This is a genomic window from Streptomyces sp. CB01201, assembly GCF_002803085.1.
Classification (GTDB): Bacteria; Actinomycetota; Actinomycetes; order Streptomycetales; family Streptomycetaceae; genus Streptomyces; species Streptomyces hundungensis.
The window spans coordinates 1-18,670 of the sequence record NZ_NNBJ01000013.1 but is presented as its reverse complement, the minus strand read 5'-3'; the positions used below and the strand labels follow the sequence as shown (position 1 = coordinate 18,670).

Sequence of the window (18,670 nt, the reverse complement as noted above, 5' to 3'; positions counted from 1 at the left end):
AGCCCCAGGGGGACCCGGGGCCTACCAACCCCGGGCAACGGGCGGGTGGGCAAACCCCCAGGCCGGCCCCAGCTATACGTACCGCTCCAGAATCGAAGACTCCGCCAACCGCGAAAGCCCCTCCCGCACGCTCCGCGCCCGCGCCTCCCCGACCCCGTCGACCGCCTGGAGGTCGTCCACCGAGGCGGCCAGCAGCTTCTGCAACCCCCCGAAGTGCTCGACCAGGCGCTCGATGATCGCCCCCGGCAGTCGCGGCACCTTCGCGAGGAGCCGGTAGCCCCGCGGGGACACCGCCGAGTCCAGCGTCTCGGGCGAGCCGCTGTAGCCCAACGCCCGTGCCACTATGGGCAGTTCGAGCAGCTCCGCGTGCGTGAGGTCGTTGAGCTCGCGCAGCGCCTCGTCCACCGTGCGGGAGCGCTTCGCCGTGGGCTCGGGCACGTAGTCCCGTACGACCAGCTCCCGCTCGGGCTCGACCCCGGCGATCAGCTCGTCCAGCTGGAGCGAGAGCAGGCGCCCGTCCGTGCCCAACTCGACGACGTACTCGGCGATTTCGGTGGCGATGCGCCGCACCATCTCCAGGCGCTGGGCGACCGCGGTGACGTCCCGCACCGTCACCAGGTCCTCGATCTCCAGGGCGGACAACGTGCCCGCCACCTCGTCGAGGCGGAGCTTGTAGCGCTCCAGGGTGGCGAGCGCCTGGTTCGCGCGGGACAGGATCGCCGCCGACTCCTCCAGGACCCGGCGCTCGCCGTTCACATACAGCGCGATCAGGCGCATGGACTGGCTGACGGACACCACCGGGTAGTTGCACTGCTTCGAGACGCGGTCCGCCGTGCGGTGGCGGGTGCCGGTCTCCTCGGTGGGGATGCCCGCGTCCGGCACGAGCTGCACGCCGGCCCGGTGGATCTTGGTGATGTCCTTGTCCAGGACGAGTGCGCCGTCGAGCTTGCACAGCTCACGCAGCCGCGTCGCGGCGAACTCGACGTCCAGGACGAAGCCGCCCGTACACATCGAGTCGACGGTCTTGTCCAGGCCGAGGACGATCAGGCCGCCCGTGTTGCCGCGCAGGATGCGCTCCAGGCCGTCGCGGAGCGCGGTGCCGGGCGCGACCGCGCTCAGCGCGGCCCGCATCAGTGCTTCGTTACCGGAGCCTGTGCCGGACTTTCCGGGTGATGATGCCCGGTCGTTGGCTGCCACTGCACTCCTCCGGTGTTGCTCTTACGGCGCGTACTGCTCGCGTGCTGCTTGCGTACTGCACGTACGGACGGGCGAGACCAGGGCAAAGTCTACCGGCGCGGCTACTCCTCCCGTGGGGCCTGTGCGCGACGCCCGCGCGGCAGCACCCGCAGCGCGTCCCCCATGTCGGCGACTTCCGTGACCTTCATACCGGCCGGGACCTTGCCCGGGTCGGTCGGCACCAGGGCGTGCGTGAAGCCGAGCCGGTGCGCCTCGGCGAGCCGGCGCTGCACCCCGGTGACCCGTCTGACCTCGCCCGCGAGACCCACCTCGCCGATCGCGACGAGGTTCTTCGGCAGCGGAGTGTCGCTGGCCGCCGAGGCGAGCGCGAGCGCGATCGCGAGGTCGGCGGCGGGCTCGGAGAGCTTCACCCCGCCGACGGTCGCGCTGTAGATGTCGCGTTTGCCGAGCGCCGTGATGCGGCCCCGCTGTTCGAGCACCGCGAGCATCATCGAGACGCGCGAGGTCTCCAAGCCCGAGGTGGTGCGGCGCGGCGAGGGGATCTGCGAGTCGACCGTGAGCGCCTGCACCTCGGCGACCAGCGGACGGCGGCCCTCCAGGGTGACCGTCAGACAGGTGCCGGGCACCGCCACGTCACGCCGGGTGAGGAACAGGCCGCTGGGGTCGGCGAGTCCGGTGATGCCCTCGTCGTGCAGCTCGAAGCAGCCGACCTCGTCCGTCGCCCCGTAGCGGTTCTTGACACCGCGTACCAGGCGCAGCCGCGCGTGCCGGTCGCCTTCGAAGGAGAGCACCACGTCCACCAGGTGCTCCAGGAGGCGGGGGCCCGCGATCGCGCCGTCCTTGGTGACGTGGCCGACCAGGAGCGTGGACATGCCGCGTTCCTTCGAGGCGCGGATCAGGGCGCCCGCCACCTCGCGGACCTGGGCCATGCCGCCGGGGGCGCCGTCGATCTCGGGCGAGGCGACGGTCTGCACGGAGTCGAGGACGAGCAGGGAGGGCTTCACCGCGTCGAGGTGGCCGAGCACCGCGGACAGGTCGGTCTCGGCCGCCAGGTAGAGGTGGTCGTCGAGGGCCTTGATGCGGTCGGCACGCAGCCGGACCTGGCTCGCCGACTCCTCGCCCGTGATGTAGAGCGTGCGGTGCTCGTCACTGGCCGCCTTGGCCGCCACGTCCAGGAGCAGCGTGGACTTGCCGACCCCGGGCTCGCCCGCGAGCAGCACCACCGCGCCCGGCACGAGACCGCCGCCGAGCACCCGGTCCAGCTCGTCGACGCCCGTGGAGCGGGCCGTGGCCTGGCGGCCGTCGACCTCGCCGATGGGCAGCGCGGCCGTGGAGACCCGGCCCGCCGCCGTGGTGCGGACCGCGGGCGCGCCGTACTCCTCGACCGTCCCCCACGCCTGGCACTCGGGGCAACGGCCGAGCCATTTGGCGGTGGTCCAGCCGCATTCGGTGCAGCGGTAGGACGGCCGGTCCTTCGCGGATTTCGTACGGGCAGCCATGGCGTCACCGTATAGGGGCCCACTGACAGTCCCGCCCGGCGGACCTGTGGAGGCGGGGAGCGCGGGGGGCCGGGCCGGGGAGCCGTGCCGGAGCCGTACCGGAGCGGGGCTGGGGCGCGAGGCCGGGCGGTGGGGCCGGGAGCGGCGCCGGGGAGCGGGGCCCGGCTTTCCGCGCCCCGCCGTTCGGGTGGATGCGGCCGGGCGCACGTCGCCCCGATCCCTTGCGCCCGTTTGCACAGTGCGTGATGGCTCTGCCATGGAATGCCGTGGAATTCCCCATTCCTGTCCCCTTTTGAGGGACACGTTCACCCGTAAGGATTAAATGTGCTCAACCGGTACGAAGAACCCTTCATGCTGCCCCTACGGTCGCACGCGTGACGAGCAGCAGACTGGATCAACCAGCGCACAACACCGGCGCACACCGGGCGCAGCGCCGTGCGCCCCGGACCCTGACCCAGCGGCCGCCCGCGCGGTACGAGGCCTACCTCGACGGCCTGTTCACCTATTGCCTGTCCGTCCTGTGCGACCACGACGAGGCGACCGAGGCCCTCGGCGACCTGCTCGCCGTCTCCGAGCGCCAGTACGCGCGCTGCCCCGCGGGCGAGGCCGAACGCAAGGCGTGGCTGTACGCGCTGGCCCGCTGGGCCTGTCTGCGCAAGCTCGCCGAGCGCAGGCGCGGCCGCCAGGGCGCCCACACCGGCCGGGCCCCCGAGCCGGCCCCGGCCGTGGAGGTCTCCGAGGAGGAGCGCGAGCGCCGCCACCGCGAACTCGCCCTGCTGGCCTGGCCGGAGGCCGCCGGCACCACGCCCGAGCAGCGCGAGGCGCTCGAACTCGCCGTCCGCCACCAGCTCGGCACCCGCGAGGTCGCCTCGGTGCTCGGCCTGAGCTACCCGGCCGCGCGCGAACTGCTCGCGGCGGGCGCCTGCGAGGTCGAGCGGACCCGGGCCGCGCTCGCCGTCGTCGAGATGGGCGGCTGCCCCACGGTCGCCCAACTCACCGGTGACCACCAGGTGTTGCTCTCCGCGGCGCTGCGCCGCGAGCTGGTCCGGCACGTCGACGACTGCCCCCGCTGCCGCCGCGCCGCCGAGCGCGCCGGCGCGGCCGATCCCTGGCCCGGTTCGACCGTGACGCCTGCCGCGCTGCCGCTGGCCGAGGCGCCGCGGGCCGCCGCGCAGGCCGCGATGCTGCACGTGCCGAGGGCGCGCGGCGGGGCCCCGCGCTTCGACCGCACCGGCTTCCCGATGGACCCCAAGGACCGGGCCGCCCGGCGCGACCGGCTGCGCGCCAGGGCCGTGACCACCACGGTCGTCGCCACGGTCGTGGCGGCCCCCGTCTTCGCGCTGTGGGCCGCCTACCGCGGCGCCCCCGCGACCGGCGAGCCCGAGGGCGGCGCCAAGGTCACCGCGAGCGAGGCCGACAACCCGGGCGGGATCGCCGGGCATCCGTACGACCGTTACGAGAACGCGGGCAACGCCCGCAGCGAGCCCGACAGCCGCTTCACCGCGGGCAGCCGCGCCCCGGATGTGTCGGTGGAGGTCATCAGCCCCACGACGGCCCCGGCGGGCGCGGCCCGGCTCGCGGTCGCCGCGAGTTCGGCGGGCGACACGACCGTCCTCACGCTCACCTCGACCGGCGGCGCCCCCGTCGACTGGTCGCTGCGCAGCCGGGCCCGCTGGCTCACCTTCAGCCAGAGCGCGGGCCGGCTCGCGCCCGGCGAGAGCGTCACCGTGTACATCCGCGTCGACCACGCCGCGGAGCCGCACCACGCCTGGTCGGCCCGGGTCGAGGTGGCCCCGTCCGGTGCCGCGGTACGCATCGGCGGCGACGGCACCCCGATCGTGACCCCGTCCTCGCCCGACCCCGGCACCACGGGCCACCCCGGACCCGGCGGATCCAGCGCGCCGGGCTCGCCCCCGCCCACTCAGAGCCCGGGCAGCCCCACGCCGACGCCGACCCCGCCCAGCCAGAGCCCCACCCCGACGGCAACGCCCACACCTACGCAGACGCCGCCGTCCCCGACCGCGACTCCGAGCGGCTGACAACTCACTTGCCCCGTACGAGAGTTACCGCTTCGGATCGGCCGGATGCGGAGCGACGAGCGGAAGCTGCGAGGCGAGCCGCGCCTCACACTGCTCGACGAGGACGGCGTACGCCTCCGCGCCCATCAGCTCGGTCAGCTCCGGCCGGTACGTCACGTACACCGGCTCACCCGCCCCGTGCGCGGAGGTCGCCGAGGTGCACCACCAGTGCAGGTCGTGGCCGCCGGGGCCCCAGCCGCGCCGGTCGTACTCGCCGATCGAGATCTGGAGCACCTTGGTGTCGTCGGGCCGCTCGATCCAGTCGTACGTCCGGCGCACCGGCAGCTGCCAGCAGACGTCCGGCTTGGTCTCCAGCGGCTCCTTGCCCTCCTTGAGGGCCAGGATGTGCAGCGAGCAGCCGGCGCCGCCCGCGAAGCCCGGCCGGTTCTGGAAGATGCACGAGCCGTTCCAGCGCCGGGTCTGGCGGTCGCCGTCCTCGTCGGTCTGGATCCAGCCCGACTCCGTACCCACGTCGTGGAACTGCCAGAGCTCCGGAGTGAGCCGCGCCACGTGCCCGGCCACCCGCTTCTCGTCGTCCTTGTCGGAGAAGTGGGCGCCGAGCGTGCAGCAGCCGTCGTCCGCCCGGCCCGCCTCGATGCCCTGGCAGCCGCTGCCGAAGATGCAGGTCCACCGTGAGGTGAGCCACGTCAGGTCGCAGCGGAAGACCTGCTCGTCGTCGGCGGGATCGGAGAACTCGACCCAGGCCCGCGGAAAGTCGATCCCCTGCTCGTCCTGGACCTTCTTCCGCCCGTCCTGCGACGGCTTCGCGGGATTCTTCGGGGCATTGGCTTTGCCCGGCTTCGCCTTTTTCGTCTTTGGCACACCTCCAGCGTATGTCCGAGGGGGTGTCGCCACGCGCAGTAGCGTTCAGTCCATGAGACTCGGAGTCCTCGATGTGGGGTCGAACACGGTTCATCTGCTGGTGGTGGACGCGCACGCCGGTGCCGCGCCGCTGCCCGCGCACTCGCACAAGGCCGAACTGCGGCTGGCCGAACTCCTCGACGAGGACGGTGCGATCGGACCGGAGGGCATCGACCGGCTCGTCGCCACGATCAGTGCGGCGCTGCTCTCCGCCGAGGACAAGGGCGTCCAGGAACTGCTCCCCTTCGCGACCTCGGCGGTGCGCGAGGCCAGCAACGTCGAGCACGTCATCGCCCGGGTCCACGACGAGACCGGTGTCGAGCTCGCCGTGCTGTCCGGCGAGGAGGAGGCCCGCCTCACCTTCCTCGCGGCCCGCCGCTGGTACGGCTGGTCGGCCGGGAAGCTGCTGCTGCTCGACATCGGCGGCGGCTCCCTCGAAGTGGCGTACGGCATCGACGAGGAACCGGACGCGGCGGTCTCGCTGCCGCTGGGCGCGGGCCGGCTGACCGCGGGCTGGCTGCCGGGCGACCCGCCGGACCCGGCCGACGTACGGGCGCTGCGCCGCCATGTCCGGGCTCAAATCGCGGGCACGGTAGGGGAGTTCACGCGTTCGGGCCGCCCCGACCACGTCGTCGCCACCTCCAAGACGTTCAAGCAGCTCGCGCGGATCGCGGGGGCCGCACGGTCGAGCGAGGGCGCCTACGTGCAGCGCACCCTGAGTCGCAGGTCACTGGAGGAGTGGGTGCCCAAGCTCGCCGCGATGACCGCCGAGCAGCGCACCACGCTGCCCGGCGTCTCGGAGGGCCGGGCCCCGCAACTGCTGGCGGGGGCGCTGGTCGCGGAGGGGGCGATGGACCTGTTCGCGGTCGACGAGCTGGAGGTCTGCCCCTGGGCGCTGCGCGAGGGCGTCATCCTGCGCCACCTCGACCACCTGCCGGTGGGCTGAAAGCGGCCGGGGGCGGGCCCGGGGTTACCGGCGAGTGTGACGTTCGTCGGGGTCGCCGGACCGCCTCCCCTCCCGGCGGTGACGGCCCGTACCCTGTCTGCGTGGCAGAACCAGTGGTGCGCATCCCGGATGCGAAGGTCGCCCTGTCCACGGCCTCGGTCTATCCGGAGTCGACGGCAACGGCCTTCGAGATCGCCGCGCGCCTGGGCTACGACGGTGTCGAGGTCATGGTCTGGACCGACCCCGTGAGCCAGGACATCGAAGCCCTGCGGCGGCTCTCCGACCATCACCAGGTGCCGATCCTGGCCGTCCACGCGCCATGTCTGCTGATCACGCAGCGGGTCTGGTCCACCGACCCCTGGGTGAAGCTCCAGCGGGCGCGCTCGGCGGCGGAGAAGCTCGGCGCCTCCGCGGTGGTGGTCCACCCTCCCTTCCGCTGGCAGCGCCAGTACTCGCGCGACTTCGTCGACGGGATCTGGCGGATGGCGGACGAGACGGACGTCAGATTCGCGGTGGAGAACATGTACCCGTGGCGCTACCGGGACCGCGAGATGCTGGCGTACGCCCCCGACTGGGACGTGACGAAGGACGACTACCGCAACTTCACCGTCGACCTCTCGCACGCGGCGACCTCCCGCATCGACGCGATGGCCATGGTCGACCGGATGGGCGACCGGCTGGCCCACGTCCACCTCGCGGACGGGCGCGGATCGGCGAAGGACGAGCACCTGGTGCCGGGCCGCGGCACCCAGCCCTGCGCGGAACTCCTGGAGCGCCTCGCCCTGACGGGCTTCGACGGCCACATCGTCATCGAGGTCAACACCCGCCGGGCCATGTCCGCCGCCGAACGCGAGGCCGACCTGGCCGAGGCCCTCGCCTTCACCCGGCTGCACCTGGCGTCCGCGCCGGCCCGCCGCGGATGACGGACGCGGCGAACGGCACGGGCGCGGGGCCGGCCACCCCCCGCCGGCGCGGCCGCCCGCCGCGCTCCGCCGGGGACGACGGCCCCGGCACCCGCGAACGGATCCTCGGGGCGGCCCGTACGGAGTTCTCCGGCCGGGGGTACGACAAGACGTCCATGCGCGGGATCGCCAAGGCGGCGGGGGTGGACGCGGCGCTGGTGCACCACTACTTCGGCACGAAGGAGGCGGTGTTCGCGGCGGCCATCGAAGTCGACTTCGAACCGGCGCTGACGGTGGAGGCGATCCTGGGCGACTCCTTCGACGGCGTCGGCGAACGCCTGGCCCGCCACTTCCTGGCGATCTGGGAGAACCCGGCGACCCGCACGCCGCTGCTCGCCGTGATCCGCTCGGCGCTCACGCACGAGGCGGCGGCGAAGGTGCTGCGGGGGGTGGTGCTGCGGCGCCTCCTGGAGCGGGTCGCGGCCGAGCTGTCGGTCCCCGACCCCCGGCTCCGGGCGGAGCTGGCGGCGTCGCACATGATGGGGATCGTGATCATGCGGTACGTACTGGAGCTGGAGCCCCTGGCGTCGGTCCCGCCCGCCCGGATCGTGGCCTTGGTGGGCCCCACCCTCCAGCGCTACCTGACCGAGGCATGACCCCTGGGGCTCCGCCCCAGACCCCGGGGGTGAGTTCTTCGGCTGCGGCCCGTGGGGGCCGTTCGCGCAGTTCCCCGCGCCCCTGAGAGCGCCGGGTGCTGGGACACCTACAGCCTGTCCGGCGTTTGAGGACGAGCGCCGTTCAGGCGCGAACGGGGGTCTGGGGGCGCAAGCCCCAGGGACTCGGCCCCGCCCGGCCCGGGGGCCACATGGCGAACCCCCTGTCCCAACATCTGGACGCCCTGTCCAGATGGCGGAGCCAGGCGTAGGCTCGCACCAGAGCAGACCCATACCTAGGAGACGAGCGACGATGCCCGAGCTGAGGTCCCGCACAGTCACCCACGGCCGCAACATGGCGGGCGCCCGCGCCCTTATGCGGGCCTCCGGTGTAGCGAGCGAGGACATCGGCAAGCCGATCATCGCCGTGGCGAACAGCTTCACCGAGTTCGTGCCGGGCCACACCCACCTCGCCCCGGTGGGCCGGATCGTCAGCGAGGCGATCCTGGCCGCCGGCGCGGTCCCCCGCGAGTTCAACACCATCGCCGTGGACGACGGCATCGCCATGGGCCACGGCGGCATGCTCTACAGCCTCCCCTCCCGCGACCTCATCGCGGACAGCGTGGAGTACATGGTGGAAGCCCACTGCGCCGACGCCCTGATCTGCATCTCCAACTGCGACAAGATCACCCCCGGCATGCTGATGGCGGCGCTCCGCCTCAACATCCCCACCGTCTTCGTCTCCGGCGGCCCGATGGAGTCCGGCAAGGCGACCCTGGTGGACGGCACGGTCCGCACCCTCGACCTGGTCGACGCGATCTCGGACGCGGTCAACGACAAGATCTCCGACGCGGACATCCTCCGCATCGAGGAGAACGCCTGCCCCACCTGCGGCTCCTGCTCCGGCATGTTCACGGCCAACTCCATGAACTGCCTGACCGAGGCGATCGGCCTGAGCCTCCCCGGCAACGGCTCGGTGCTCGCGACCCACACCGCCCGCCGCGCGCTCTACGAGAACGCGGCCCGCACGGTCGTCGAGATCACCAAGCGGCACTACGAGGAGGACGACCACACCGTCCTGCCCCGCTCCATCGCGACCCGCGCCGCGTTCGAGAACGCCATGGCGCTCGACATCGCCATGGGCGGCTCGACCAACACGATCCTGCACCTGCTGGCCGCCGCCCAGGAGGCCGAACTCGACTACGGCCTCGGCGACATGGACGCCGTGAGCCGCCGCGTCCCGTGCCTGGCCAAGGTCGCCCCGAACGTCGCCAAGAACCGTACGTACTACATGGAGGACGTCCACCGGGCCGGCGGCATCCCCGCCATCCTCGGCGAGCTGTACCGCGCGGGCCTGCTCAACGAGGACGTCCACACCGTCCACTCCCGCTCCATCAAGGAGTGGCTGGACGCCTGGGACGTGCGCGGCGGCTCCCCGTCCGCCGAGGCGGTCGAGCTGTGGCACGCCGCCCCCGGCTGCGTCCGCTCGGCCACCGCGTTCTCGCAGTCCGAGCGCTGGGACACGCTGGACACCGACGCCGCCGAGGGCTGCATCCGGGACGCGGCGCACGCGTACAGCAAGGACGGCGGTCTCGCGGTCCTGCACGGCAACCTCGCCGAGGACGGCTGTGTCGTGAAGACGGCCGGGGTCGACGAGTCGATCTGGACCTTCGAGGGCCCGGCCGTCGTCTGCGAGTCGCAGGAGCAGGCCGTCGACAAGATCCTCAAGAAGCAGATCACGCACGGCGACGTCGTCGTGATCCGCTACGAGGGCCCCAAGGGCGGCCCCGGCATGCAGGAGATGCTGTACCCGACGTCGTTCCTCAAGGGCCGCGGCCTCGGCAAGACCTGCGCGCTGATCACCGACGGCCGCTTCTCCGGCGGCACTTCGGGCCTGTCCATCGGCCACGCCTCGCCCGAGGCGGCGTCCGGCGGCACCATCGCGCTCGTCGAGGACGGCGACCGCATCCGGATCGACATCCCCAACCGTACGATCGAACTCCTGGTCCCCGACGCCGAGTTGGCGACCCGGCGCGAGGCACTGAACGGGGTGTACGCCCCGAAGGACCGCGAGCGCAAGGTGTCCGCAGCGCTGCGCGCCTACGCGGCGATGGCCACCAGCGCCGACCGGGGTGCGGTCAGGGACGTCTCGAAGCTCGGCTGAAGCCACCGGGCGACAGCGGCCTGACGGGACGTCACCAGCTCCCGATGTCCCCGGGATCGACCCCGAACACCGACCCGTCGGGGGAGGCGGCATACACCCGCCCCCCGACGGCGAGCGGCGCCGGGAGTGCGGGCGTGAAGGAGTAACGCCCCTCGTTCATACGGGGGTTGGTCTGCCCGACGAGTACACCCTTGCCCGCGTCGAAGGCGAGCAGCCGGCCGTCGGCGCCGGTCAGGAACACCCGCCCGCCCGAGGCGACCGGCCGTGAGGCGCGGGCCACCCCCGTGTCGAGCCGCCACTTCTCCTCGCCGCGGAGGGAATCGACCGAGACCAGTGCCCCACCCGCCCCGAACAGATACACCGCGTCCCCGTCGACCCCGGCCTGCGCCTGGTCGAGCGGCGCGGTGAGCGTGGTGCGGCGGGCGGTGCGGGTGGCCGTGTCGAGGCGTACCACCGCGGTGGTGAACCCGCTCGTGTCGGTGGCGAGCAGCATCACGGCCCCGCCGTCGGCCGCGACGGGCGTCAGCCGCCCCTTCACGCCGGCCCGCCACCGCACCGAACCGTCGGCGGGATCGACGGCGGCGATGGAGGTCGTGCCGCCGTCACCGGAGGCGCCGGGGGGCGTCACGACGTAGACGGCCCCTGTTCCAACCCCGCCGGGCGCGATCCACTGGGACCGGGGACCGCCCAGCGCCTTCCGCCAAATCTCGTTGCCCGTACGGGAGTTGAGCGCGGTCGCGTGCCCGTCCGCCGTGGTGAGCAGTACCGCGCCGGCTGCGGAACGTACCCCCGAGTACCCCGATACGTCGGCGGACCAGACCGGCTTCCCGGTCCCCGGGTCATACGCCCGCAACGGTCCGCCCGGAACCCTGGCCAGGACCCGGCCGCCGGACACGATGGGCGCGTAGTCGTCCGAGAGGAGCTGTTCACCCGCCCCTGCCACCGTCCACACGGCCTTCCCACCGACGGCGTCGAGTCGGGCCAGGGCGATGCCGGGCGCGGAACAGTACAGGGCGCCGTCGCCGTCCCCCGCCGAGCAGAAGGCCGTACGGTTCCCACCAATGCCACCGCTCGCCTTGCCTGATGCCTCCAACTGGGTATTCCAGGGCCGGAATTGAGCGGCCCCGTGCTGCTCGGGCGCGGCGGCCACGGCCTCCGTACCGTCGGCACCATCGGGCAGCATCCGCACACCGACGACACCGGCTCCGACGACCGCGGCGACCCCGACCAGGACGGCGGCCCCCGCGACCCACCGAGCCCGGCGCGGGGCCCCCTTCTCGGATCCGGCGGGTTCGGCGGGTCCGACGGGGTCGACGCGATCCATGGAACCGACGCCACCAACAGGGTTACGAAACTGCTGAGTTGGAATATGGGCCTCGGAGCCGTACGCGGCGGAGCGCAGCGCCGACATCAACTGGTCCGGAGTGGGCCGTTCCCGCGGGTCCTTGGCGAGACAGCCGCGCAGCACGGGCACCAGGTCGTCGGGCACCCCGGCCAAGTCGGGCTCGTTGTGGACCACTTGATAGGCGACGACATACGGGGAGTCGGAGTCGAAGGGCCCCCGCCCGGTCGCGGCGTGCACGAGCACGGCTCCCATGGCGAACACGTCCGCGGCGGGCCCGACCTCCCGGGGCCGCTGGAACTGCTCGGGCGCCATGAACGGCGGGGTGCCGATGAGCTTGCCGGTCTCGGTGCGCAGATCGCTGTCGTACGGCCGCGAGATCCCGAAGTCGATGACCTTGGGTCCGTCGGCGGCGAGCAGGACGTTGCTCGGCTTGAGGTCCCGGTGCACCACCCCGGCCCGGTGGATGTCCCGCAACGCCTCGGCGAGCCCGGCACCGAGCCGGCGCACCTCGACGGCGTTCAGGGGCCCGTCCTGCTTGACCCGCTCGGCGAGAGTGGGCCCGGGGACGTGCAGGGTGGCCATCCAGGGCCGCTCGGCATCGGGGTCGGCGTCGACGACGGAGGCGGTGAACGCGCCGCTGACCCGCCGGGCCGCCGAGACTTCCTGCCGGAACCGCGCCCGGAACTCCGGATCGGCGGCGTGCTGGGCGTGCACGACCTTGACGGCGAGCCGCATGCCGGACGGCGACGTGGCCAGATGCACCACCCCCATGCCACCCGAGCCGATGACGGTTTCGAGCCGGTACGCCCCGACGGACTCCGGGTCGTCGTCACCCGGCGCCCCGAACCCGACAGTGCGCGGCGACGCCATGGCCCACCCCCGTGTGTCCGGTTTACGCGTACGCCCGACGGAGCCTAGTCGATGGGCCTTAAGGGACCCACGGCGCTTGCTAGCCTGCGTGTTGCACGCAGAGTGAAGCCAATGGGGGAGTTGGACATGACAGCAGAGTCGGCCGAAACAATGGCGTCGGGGTCGGTGCACCGCTACCCGGTGGCCCCCGGCTGCGAACTGAACGTACGCAGTGGTCCGGGCACGGGCTATTCGATCGTGGACGTCCTGCCGCTGGGCGCGACGGTCCCGGTGAACTGCCAGACCCCGGGCACGCGGGTCACGGGCCCCTACGGCACGTCGAACATCTGGGACAACATCGGCAACGGCCGGTTCGTCGCGGACGCGTACGTGAAGACGGGCAGCGACGGCTACGTGGCTCCGCGCTGCGGCTGACCGGCCCCGCCCGGCGCCCTACCTTCCCCCCGTCGTCCCCTACTTCCCCTACTTCCGCTTGGGGCGCTTGCGGGTCGCGGGGTTGTTCTTGCGCCGGGTCCATTGGGCGAGGGCCGCTTCGTATTCCTTGCGGTGCAGGGCTTCACCGGGGGCCTCGGTGAAGGTGCGAGCGGCGTAGGCCAGCAGCGAGCCGATGAAGCCGATGGCCTTGAGGCCCTGGAGGGAGCGGTCCGCGTCCGGGTCGGCGGGCCGGGTCGAGAAGCCCTCCCAGGTCTTGCGGAAGGCCATCGCGCTACAGATCGCGAACATCACGACGACCAGCACGTTGACGAACGAGCCGGTGTTCGCGAGCTGCAAGCCCTCGTAGGCGAACCGCAGGACGAAGCACGCCGCGACCGCCGCCGCGACCGCGCCGATCCCCGCGCCCACCCGGCGCAGCCCGTAGCCCCCGTCGTGGTCCACCCAGGTGGTGCCGAAGAATCGGATGGCCTCGGGCTGGGGTCCGACGGGAGTGGCCCCGCGCGCGGCGTCGCTCTCGCCCTTGTTCTCGGTCATGACCCCGATTATCCCCGAGCACCGACCCCCGTCGCCCGACCGAAGGCGCCACCTCACGATGGGGTCGGCTTCGGGCGCTGCCGACCGGCGGTGGCGTGGTCAGGGGCGCGACAGGCCATGCCCGGTGGGCGGTCGAAAGGGGGTCCGGCTCACCCGGGGTGGGATTTCGGTTCTGCGGGTGCTGGCGTGTTTAGGGGCGCGGGGAACTGCGCGAGCGACCACGCATGGTGGCTGGTCGATAGGGGGTCGGGCTCACCCGGGGTGGGATTTCGGTTCTGCGGGTGCTGGCGTGCTTGGGGGCGCGGGGAACTGCGCGAGCGACCACGCACGGTCGGCAGTCGGAAGGGGACCCGCCCACCTCAGCGCGAAGGAATTCGCTTCCCCCACCCCCCGAACCCCTCGGCACGGCGGAACGGGCGGGCGGGAAAACCACCACCCCCCAACCCCCCGCACGGCAAACTCCCCCCATGACCCGACCCCGCGCCCACTCCTTCAACGCCGCCGCAGCCCAATACGCCGCCAACCGCCCCTCCTACCCCCCGGCCCTCCTCGACGCCGTCGAGGCACTCGCAGCCCACCCCCTGCGCAACGCGCACGTCGCGGACATCGGCGCCGGCACCGGCATCGCCAGCACCCTCCTGCACGCCCGAGGCGCCAGGGTCACAGCGGTGGAGCCCGGCGACGGCATGGCCGCCGAGTTCCGCAGGAACAACCCGGACATCCCTCTGGTGCGGGGCGACGGCAACCACCTCCCCCTCGCCACCGCATCCGCGGACTTCATCACGTACGCCCAGGCCTGGCATTGGATCGACCCGGCGAAGGCGGGCCCGGAAGCCCGCCGAGTACTGCGTCCGGGCGGCGCACTCGCCCTGTGGTGGAACCACACGGACCACTCCGCTCAGTGGCTCGCAGACCAGGACGCCCGAATCCGCGCCTTCTTCCAAGCAGACCAGGCAACCCCAGCAGCCCAACCGGCCCCAGCAGACCAGGCGGCCCAAACGGGCCAACCCGTCCAAGCAGGCCGCCCCAACCACCCCGAGCCCACCCAACGGGGCGACCACCCCTGGACCGACATCCCCGGCCTGACCTTCACCGAACGCACCATCCCCCACACCCGCAAGGTCCCGCTCGCCACCCACCTCGCGAACCTCGGCAGCCACTCCCTGTTTCTGGTCTCCGGCGAGGAGCGGACGCAGGAGTTCATGACCCGCGAGCACGCCGTACTGAGCGAACTCTTCCCCGACGGCACGATCGAGGAAAGCTACGTGGTCCACCTGCGCCTGGCCCGCAACGACGCCCCATGACGACGCACGACGGTCCTTGACGCCCGAACCCACCCGGGCGCACTATTCATCACATGGTGAATTACAGCCCGCACCCTCCGGGCAACAGCACCACCCCCGACAACGGGCCGCCCGGCACCGGCCCCACCCCCGAGCAGTCACCCGGCCCCCGCCCCGCCGTAACGGCGACCGCCCTCACGGTTGTAAGAGACAACCGCAAAGTCCTCCAGAGCCTGGACTTCACCGTCCCGCGCGCCCGAATCACCGGTCTCCTCGGCCCCTCCGGCTGCGGAAAGTCCACCCTGATGCGGGCGATCGTGGGCACCCAGGCCAAAGCCACCGGCACGCTCACGGTCCTGGACGCCCCCGCAGGCACCCCCGCCCTGCGCAAACGGATCGGCTACGTGACTCAAGCCCCGTCCATTTACCAGGACTTGACGGTGCGTCAGAATCTGGACTACTTCGCGGCGGTACTCCACCCCGGCCGCACCCACGGCGAGCCCCAAGCGGAAGCCCACCCTGAAGCCCGCCCAACCCAGGCCCGCCGAACCCAGGCCCGCCCCACCCGGGCCGAAGCCCGCACCGCCCGCGCCGAAGCCGTCGCCCGAGCCATCGAGGACGTCGACCTCACCAGCCACGCCGACGACCTGGCGGGCCGGCTCTCCGGCGGCCAGCTGAGCCGGGTCTCGCTCGCCGTCGCCCTGCTCGGCAGCCCCGAACTGCTCGTCCTGGACGAACCGACCGTAGGCCTCGACCCCGTACTCCGCCGCGACCTGTGGGCCCTCTTCCACTCCATCGCCACCACCCGCGGAACCACCCTCCTGGTGTCCTCGCACGTCATGGACGAAGCGGAGCGCTGCCACCGCCTGCTCCTGCTCCGCGACGGCACGCTCCTCGCCGAGGACACCCCCGACGCCCTGCGCAGCCGTACCCGCACCGAAACCGTCGAAGAAGCCTTCCTGCACCTGGTGGACGAGGCCGCCCGATGACCGCCCCCGCCACCTACGCGCACCCCCCGCCACCTTCGGGCACGCCCCCGGCCACCTTCGTGCACCCCCCACTCCGACGAGGCAACCCCATGACCGCGTCCCGCACCCTCGCGACCGCCGCCCGCGTCCTGCGTCAGCTGCGCCACGACCCCCGCACGATCGCGCTGCTCCTGATCGTCCCGTCCCTGATGATCATCCTGCTCCGGTACGTGTTCGACGGCAGCCCGGCCGTGTTCAACAGCATCGGCGCCTCACTGCTCGGCATCTTCCCGCTGATCACGATGTTCCTGGTGTCGTCCATCGCCACCCTGCGCGAACGCACCTCCGGCACCCTGGAACGCCTCCTCGCCATGCCCCTGGCCAAAGGCGACCTCATCGGGGGCTACGCACTCGCGTTCGGCGCGATCGCCGTGCTCCAGTCGCTCATCGCGACGGGCATCGCCCTCTGGCTGCTCGACCTGAACGTCACCGGCTCCCCGTGGCTGCTCCTTCTGGTCGCCCTCCTCGACGCGCTGCTCGGCACCGCCCTCGGCCTGTTCGTCTCCGCGTTCGCGGCATCGGAGTTCCAGGCGGTCCAGTTCATGCCGGCGGTGATCTTCCCCCAGCTCCTGCTCTGCGGCCTGTTCACCCCGCGCGACACCATGCAGCCGGTACTGCGCTGGATCTCCGACGTGCTGCCCATGTCGTACGCGGTCGACGCGATGACCCAGGTCCTGCACCACCCCCACCCCACGGCCGCCTTCGCGCGGGACGCCGGCATCGTGGCCGCGGTGGCGATCGTGGTCCTGGCCCTGGGCGCGGCCACCCTGCCCCGCCGCACCCCGTGAACCCGTACCTGCCCGCCGGCCCCGCAACGGCGTAACGCCGCGCCCCGTACCGCCCTTCGGACGCCCCCTTCGGCCGGCCGCCCCCGATGCGAGGATGACGGCACGAAGCGCCGCACCACCTGGAGGGTGACCATGACCCAGACCGTCGCAGTCCTCGGCACCGGCAAGATCGGCGAGGCCCTCCTCAGCGGAATGATCCGGGCCGGCTGGCACCCGGCCAACCTCCTCGTGACCGCCCGCCGCCCCGACCGCGCCGCGGAACTCCACAACCGTTACGGCGTGGACGCCGTCACCAACGCCGAGGCCGCCAAGCGCGCGGACACCCTGATCCTCGCCGTGAAGCCCCAGGACATGGGCACGCTCCTGGACGAACTCGCCCCGCACCTCACCAACGACCGCCTGGTGATCAGTGCCGCCGCCGGCATCCCGAGCTCGTTCATCGAGGCCCGCCTGGCCGCCGGCACCCCGGTCGTACGCGTCATGCCGAACACGCCGGTCCTGGTCGACGAGGGCATGTCGGTGATCAGTGCGGGCAGCCACGCGACCCCGGACCACCTCGCCCATACGGAGGAGATCTTCGGCGGCGTGGGCAAGACCCTGCGCGTGCCGGAGTCGCAGCAGGACGCGGCAACGGCCCTCTCCGGCTCGGGCCCGGCCTACTTCTACTACCTGGTCGAGGCCATGACGGACGCCGGCATCCTGCTCGGCCTGCCACGCGCCCAGGCGTACGACCTGATCGTGCAGTCCGCGATCGGCGCCGCCGTGATGCTGCGCGACAGCGGCGAGCACCCGGTGAAGCTCCGCGAGGCGGTGATGTCCCCGGCGGGCACGACCATCAGCGCGATCCGCGAGCTGGAGAACCACGGCGTACGGGCCGCCCTGATCGCGGCACTCGAAGCGGCCCGCGACCGCAGCCGCGAACTGGCCTCCGGCAACAGCTGAACCGGGCCGCGGCTAGTCCTTCTTGTACGGCCGCCGCACCACGGCGGCGGCCATCCCGCCCCCGACGAGGGCCAGTGCACCTCCACCGATGAGGCTCAGCACCCCGACCGGGGTGTCCGGCAGCGCGGCCCGCGCGGCCTCGAACGCGTTGTCCCCACCGCGACCACGCCCGGAAGACGAGCCAGCTGCCGAGCCGCCTGCCGAGGCCCTCGCCGAACCGCTCACGGACCCGCCCGACGGATCCACCGAGTACGCGACCGAATACACAGCCGGCGTCGACGAGGCCGACGAGGCCGGCGTCGACAGCAGAGCCGCGCCACTACCGGCGTCGTCCGCGACAGCGCCCGTCGCCGACCCCATCGCCGTGTGTGTCCCGGCGGCCTCCACGAAGCCCCGTCCCTGCACAGCCCCGTGCGACCGCACCGACCTCAGGTCCGCCGCGAGCTGCCACCCGCTGCGCAGCTTCGCCTCAAGCCGGACCACCTCCTCGGACAGGCCACCACCGGTGGCGCCCCGGAGCCGCTGGATCTCGCTCAGGGTGCCCTCGTTGACCGCATCGACGACCCGCAGCCGCATCTGGGCGATCCGCTCATCGCCATTCACGGCGTGTGCGGCCCCGGGCGCGACGGCCATCCCCACCAGGAGGAAGGTCGCGGCGGCCACGGCAATCCGAAGAAGAGACCTCATACTCGCCAAGCTAGGACGCAGGGCAGCGCCAGGAGATCAGCCGTCACGCCACGCCTGCCTCCGCCGAAAGTACGAGGTCGGGACGCCTGAGCCCGCCAAACCACCCCGCTGAACCACCCCGTGGGACCACCCCGGCGGCCCGCCCCCGATCTCCCCCGGGGAGCCACGGCCGAGGGTTGACACGGCCATCCCCGCTACGTAGTGTTCTCCGAGTTGTCCGACGTGAGCGCCGACCCCGGTCGGTCCCCGGACAGCCATTCCGCACCAACCACTTCTTATGAACGACACCTAGTCGTCTCGTTTTTCGTGCGCTTTTGCGAAATGAGGAATCCGCGTTCGAGAACGCACCCCGATTGGCGTCGGGGGCCAGGATTCCGCTAATGTCTCACTCGTCGGAACGGCCCAACAGCCGGGAAGACAAGCCGACTTGGCCCCGGGAGACCGGGAATCGGGCCCGA

General features: G+C 72.4%; 16 protein-coding genes. 10 read left to right on the top strand and 6 right to left on the bottom strand.

Translation table 11 applies throughout. From position 1 onward, the window contains the following. Positions 1-72 precede the first annotated feature (72 nt). Both disA and radA read right to left on the bottom strand, forming a co-directional pair. On the bottom strand, positions 73-1,197 hold the full coding sequence (disA, locus tag CG740_RS25735; RefSeq protein WP_100577656.1) for a DNA integrity scanning diadenylate cyclase DisA: 1,125 nt from the start codon (positions 1,195-1,197) through the stop codon (positions 73-75). A 101-nt stretch (positions 1,198-1,298) separates the two neighbouring features. Then, positions 1,299-2,696, bottom strand: a complete 1,398-nt coding sequence (gene radA, locus CG740_RS25730; RefSeq protein WP_100577655.1) for a DNA repair protein RadA — start codon at positions 2,694-2,696, stop codon at positions 1,299-1,301. A 374-nt stretch (positions 2,697-3,070) separates the two neighbouring features. On the opposite strand from radA, the gene CG740_RS25725 reads away from it, so the two are divergent. Continuing rightward, a complete protein-coding gene (locus CG740_RS25725) occupies positions 3,071-4,735 on the top strand; it encodes a BACON domain-containing protein (protein WP_100577654.1) in 1,665 nt (554 codons plus the stop codon). A gap of 24 nt (positions 4,736-4,759) precedes the next feature. Here the strand turns inward: CG740_RS25725 and CG740_RS25720 are convergent, their stop codons facing one another. Further along, positions 4,760-5,596, bottom strand: a complete 837-nt coding sequence (locus tag CG740_RS25720; RefSeq protein ID WP_100577653.1) for a hypothetical protein — start codon at positions 5,594-5,596, stop codon at positions 4,760-4,762. A gap of 52 nt (positions 5,597-5,648) precedes the next feature. Between CG740_RS25720 and CG740_RS25715 the strand changes: the two genes are divergently transcribed. From CG740_RS25715 to ilvD, 4 genes are all read left to right on the top strand, one after another. Beyond that, positions 5,649-6,581 (top strand): Ppx/GppA phosphatase family protein, encoded by a 933-nt coding sequence (locus CG740_RS25715; protein WP_100577652.1) that lies wholly within the window; start codon positions 5,649-5,651, stop codon positions 6,579-6,581. Between the two features lie 101 nt (positions 6,582-6,682). After that, the gene (locus CG740_RS25710; protein ID WP_199846572.1) at positions 6,683-7,504 is read left to right on the top strand and encodes a sugar phosphate isomerase/epimerase family protein; all 822 of its coding nucleotides are present in this window, start codon (positions 6,683-6,685) and stop codon (positions 7,502-7,504) included. Further along, positions 7,501-8,139, top strand: coding sequence for a TetR/AcrR family transcriptional regulator (locus CG740_RS25705; protein ID WP_100577650.1), 639 nt, complete (start codon positions 7,501-7,503; stop codon positions 8,137-8,139). The genes CG740_RS25710 and CG740_RS25705 overlap by 4 nt, the downstream gene beginning before the upstream one ends. Before the next feature lie 310 nt (positions 8,140-8,449). After that, positions 8,450-10,300 carry a dihydroxy-acid dehydratase gene (gene ilvD, locus CG740_RS25700; RefSeq protein ID WP_100577649.1) on the top strand — a complete coding sequence of 617 codons (1,851 nt, stop codon included), beginning with the start codon at positions 8,450-8,452 and terminating at the stop codon, positions 10,298-10,300. Positions 10,301-10,331: 31 nt separating this feature from the next. Here the strand turns inward: ilvD and CG740_RS25695 are convergent, their stop codons facing one another. Beyond that, positions 10,332-12,515, bottom strand: a complete 2,184-nt coding sequence (locus CG740_RS25695; RefSeq protein WP_100577648.1) for a protein kinase domain-containing protein — start codon at positions 12,513-12,515, stop codon at positions 10,332-10,334. A 126-nt stretch (positions 12,516-12,641) separates the two neighbouring features. On the opposite strand from CG740_RS25695, the gene CG740_RS25690 reads away from it, so the two are divergent. Continuing rightward, on the top strand, positions 12,642-12,929 hold the full coding sequence (locus CG740_RS25690; protein WP_234376487.1) for a hypothetical protein: 288 nt from the start codon (positions 12,642-12,644) through the stop codon (positions 12,927-12,929). Between the two features lie 48 nt (positions 12,930-12,977). Here the strand turns inward: CG740_RS25690 and CG740_RS25685 are convergent, their stop codons facing one another. After that, the gene (locus tag CG740_RS25685) at positions 12,978-13,484 is read right to left on the bottom strand and encodes a hypothetical protein (RefSeq protein ID WP_100577646.1); all 507 of its coding nucleotides are present in this window, start codon (positions 13,482-13,484) and stop codon (positions 12,978-12,980) included. Positions 13,485-13,951: 467 nt separating this feature from the next. On the opposite strand from CG740_RS25685, the gene CG740_RS25680 reads away from it, so the two are divergent. The 4 genes from CG740_RS25680 to proC all read left to right on the top strand — a co-directional run bounded on the left by CG740_RS25680 (position 13,952) and on the right by proC (position 17,525). Then, positions 13,952-14,788 carry a class I SAM-dependent methyltransferase gene (locus CG740_RS25680; RefSeq protein WP_100577645.1) on the top strand — a complete coding sequence of 279 codons (837 nt, stop codon included), beginning with the start codon at positions 13,952-13,954 and terminating at the stop codon, positions 14,786-14,788. Positions 14,789-14,841: 53 nt separating this feature from the next. Continuing rightward, positions 14,842-15,756 (top strand): ABC transporter ATP-binding protein, encoded by a 915-nt coding sequence (locus tag CG740_RS25675; RefSeq protein ID WP_100577644.1) that lies wholly within the window; start codon positions 14,842-14,844, stop codon positions 15,754-15,756. 89 nt (positions 15,757-15,845) lie between these two features. Continuing rightward, a complete protein-coding gene (locus CG740_RS25670; protein WP_234376486.1) occupies positions 15,846-16,583 on the top strand; it encodes an ABC transporter permease in 738 nt (245 codons plus the stop codon). A 132-nt stretch (positions 16,584-16,715) separates the two neighbouring features. Then, entirely contained in the window at positions 16,716-17,525 is an 810-nt protein-coding gene (proC, locus tag CG740_RS25665) for a pyrroline-5-carboxylate reductase (RefSeq protein WP_100577642.1), read from the top strand. Positions 17,526-17,537: 12 nt separating this feature from the next. Here proC and CG740_RS25660 read toward each other — a convergent pair whose 3' ends face one another. Further along, the gene (locus CG740_RS25660) at positions 17,538-18,212 is read right to left on the bottom strand and encodes a hypothetical protein (protein ID WP_159030408.1); all 675 of its coding nucleotides are present in this window, start codon (positions 18,210-18,212) and stop codon (positions 17,538-17,540) included. Between the last annotated feature and the right edge of the window lie 458 nt (positions 18,213-18,670).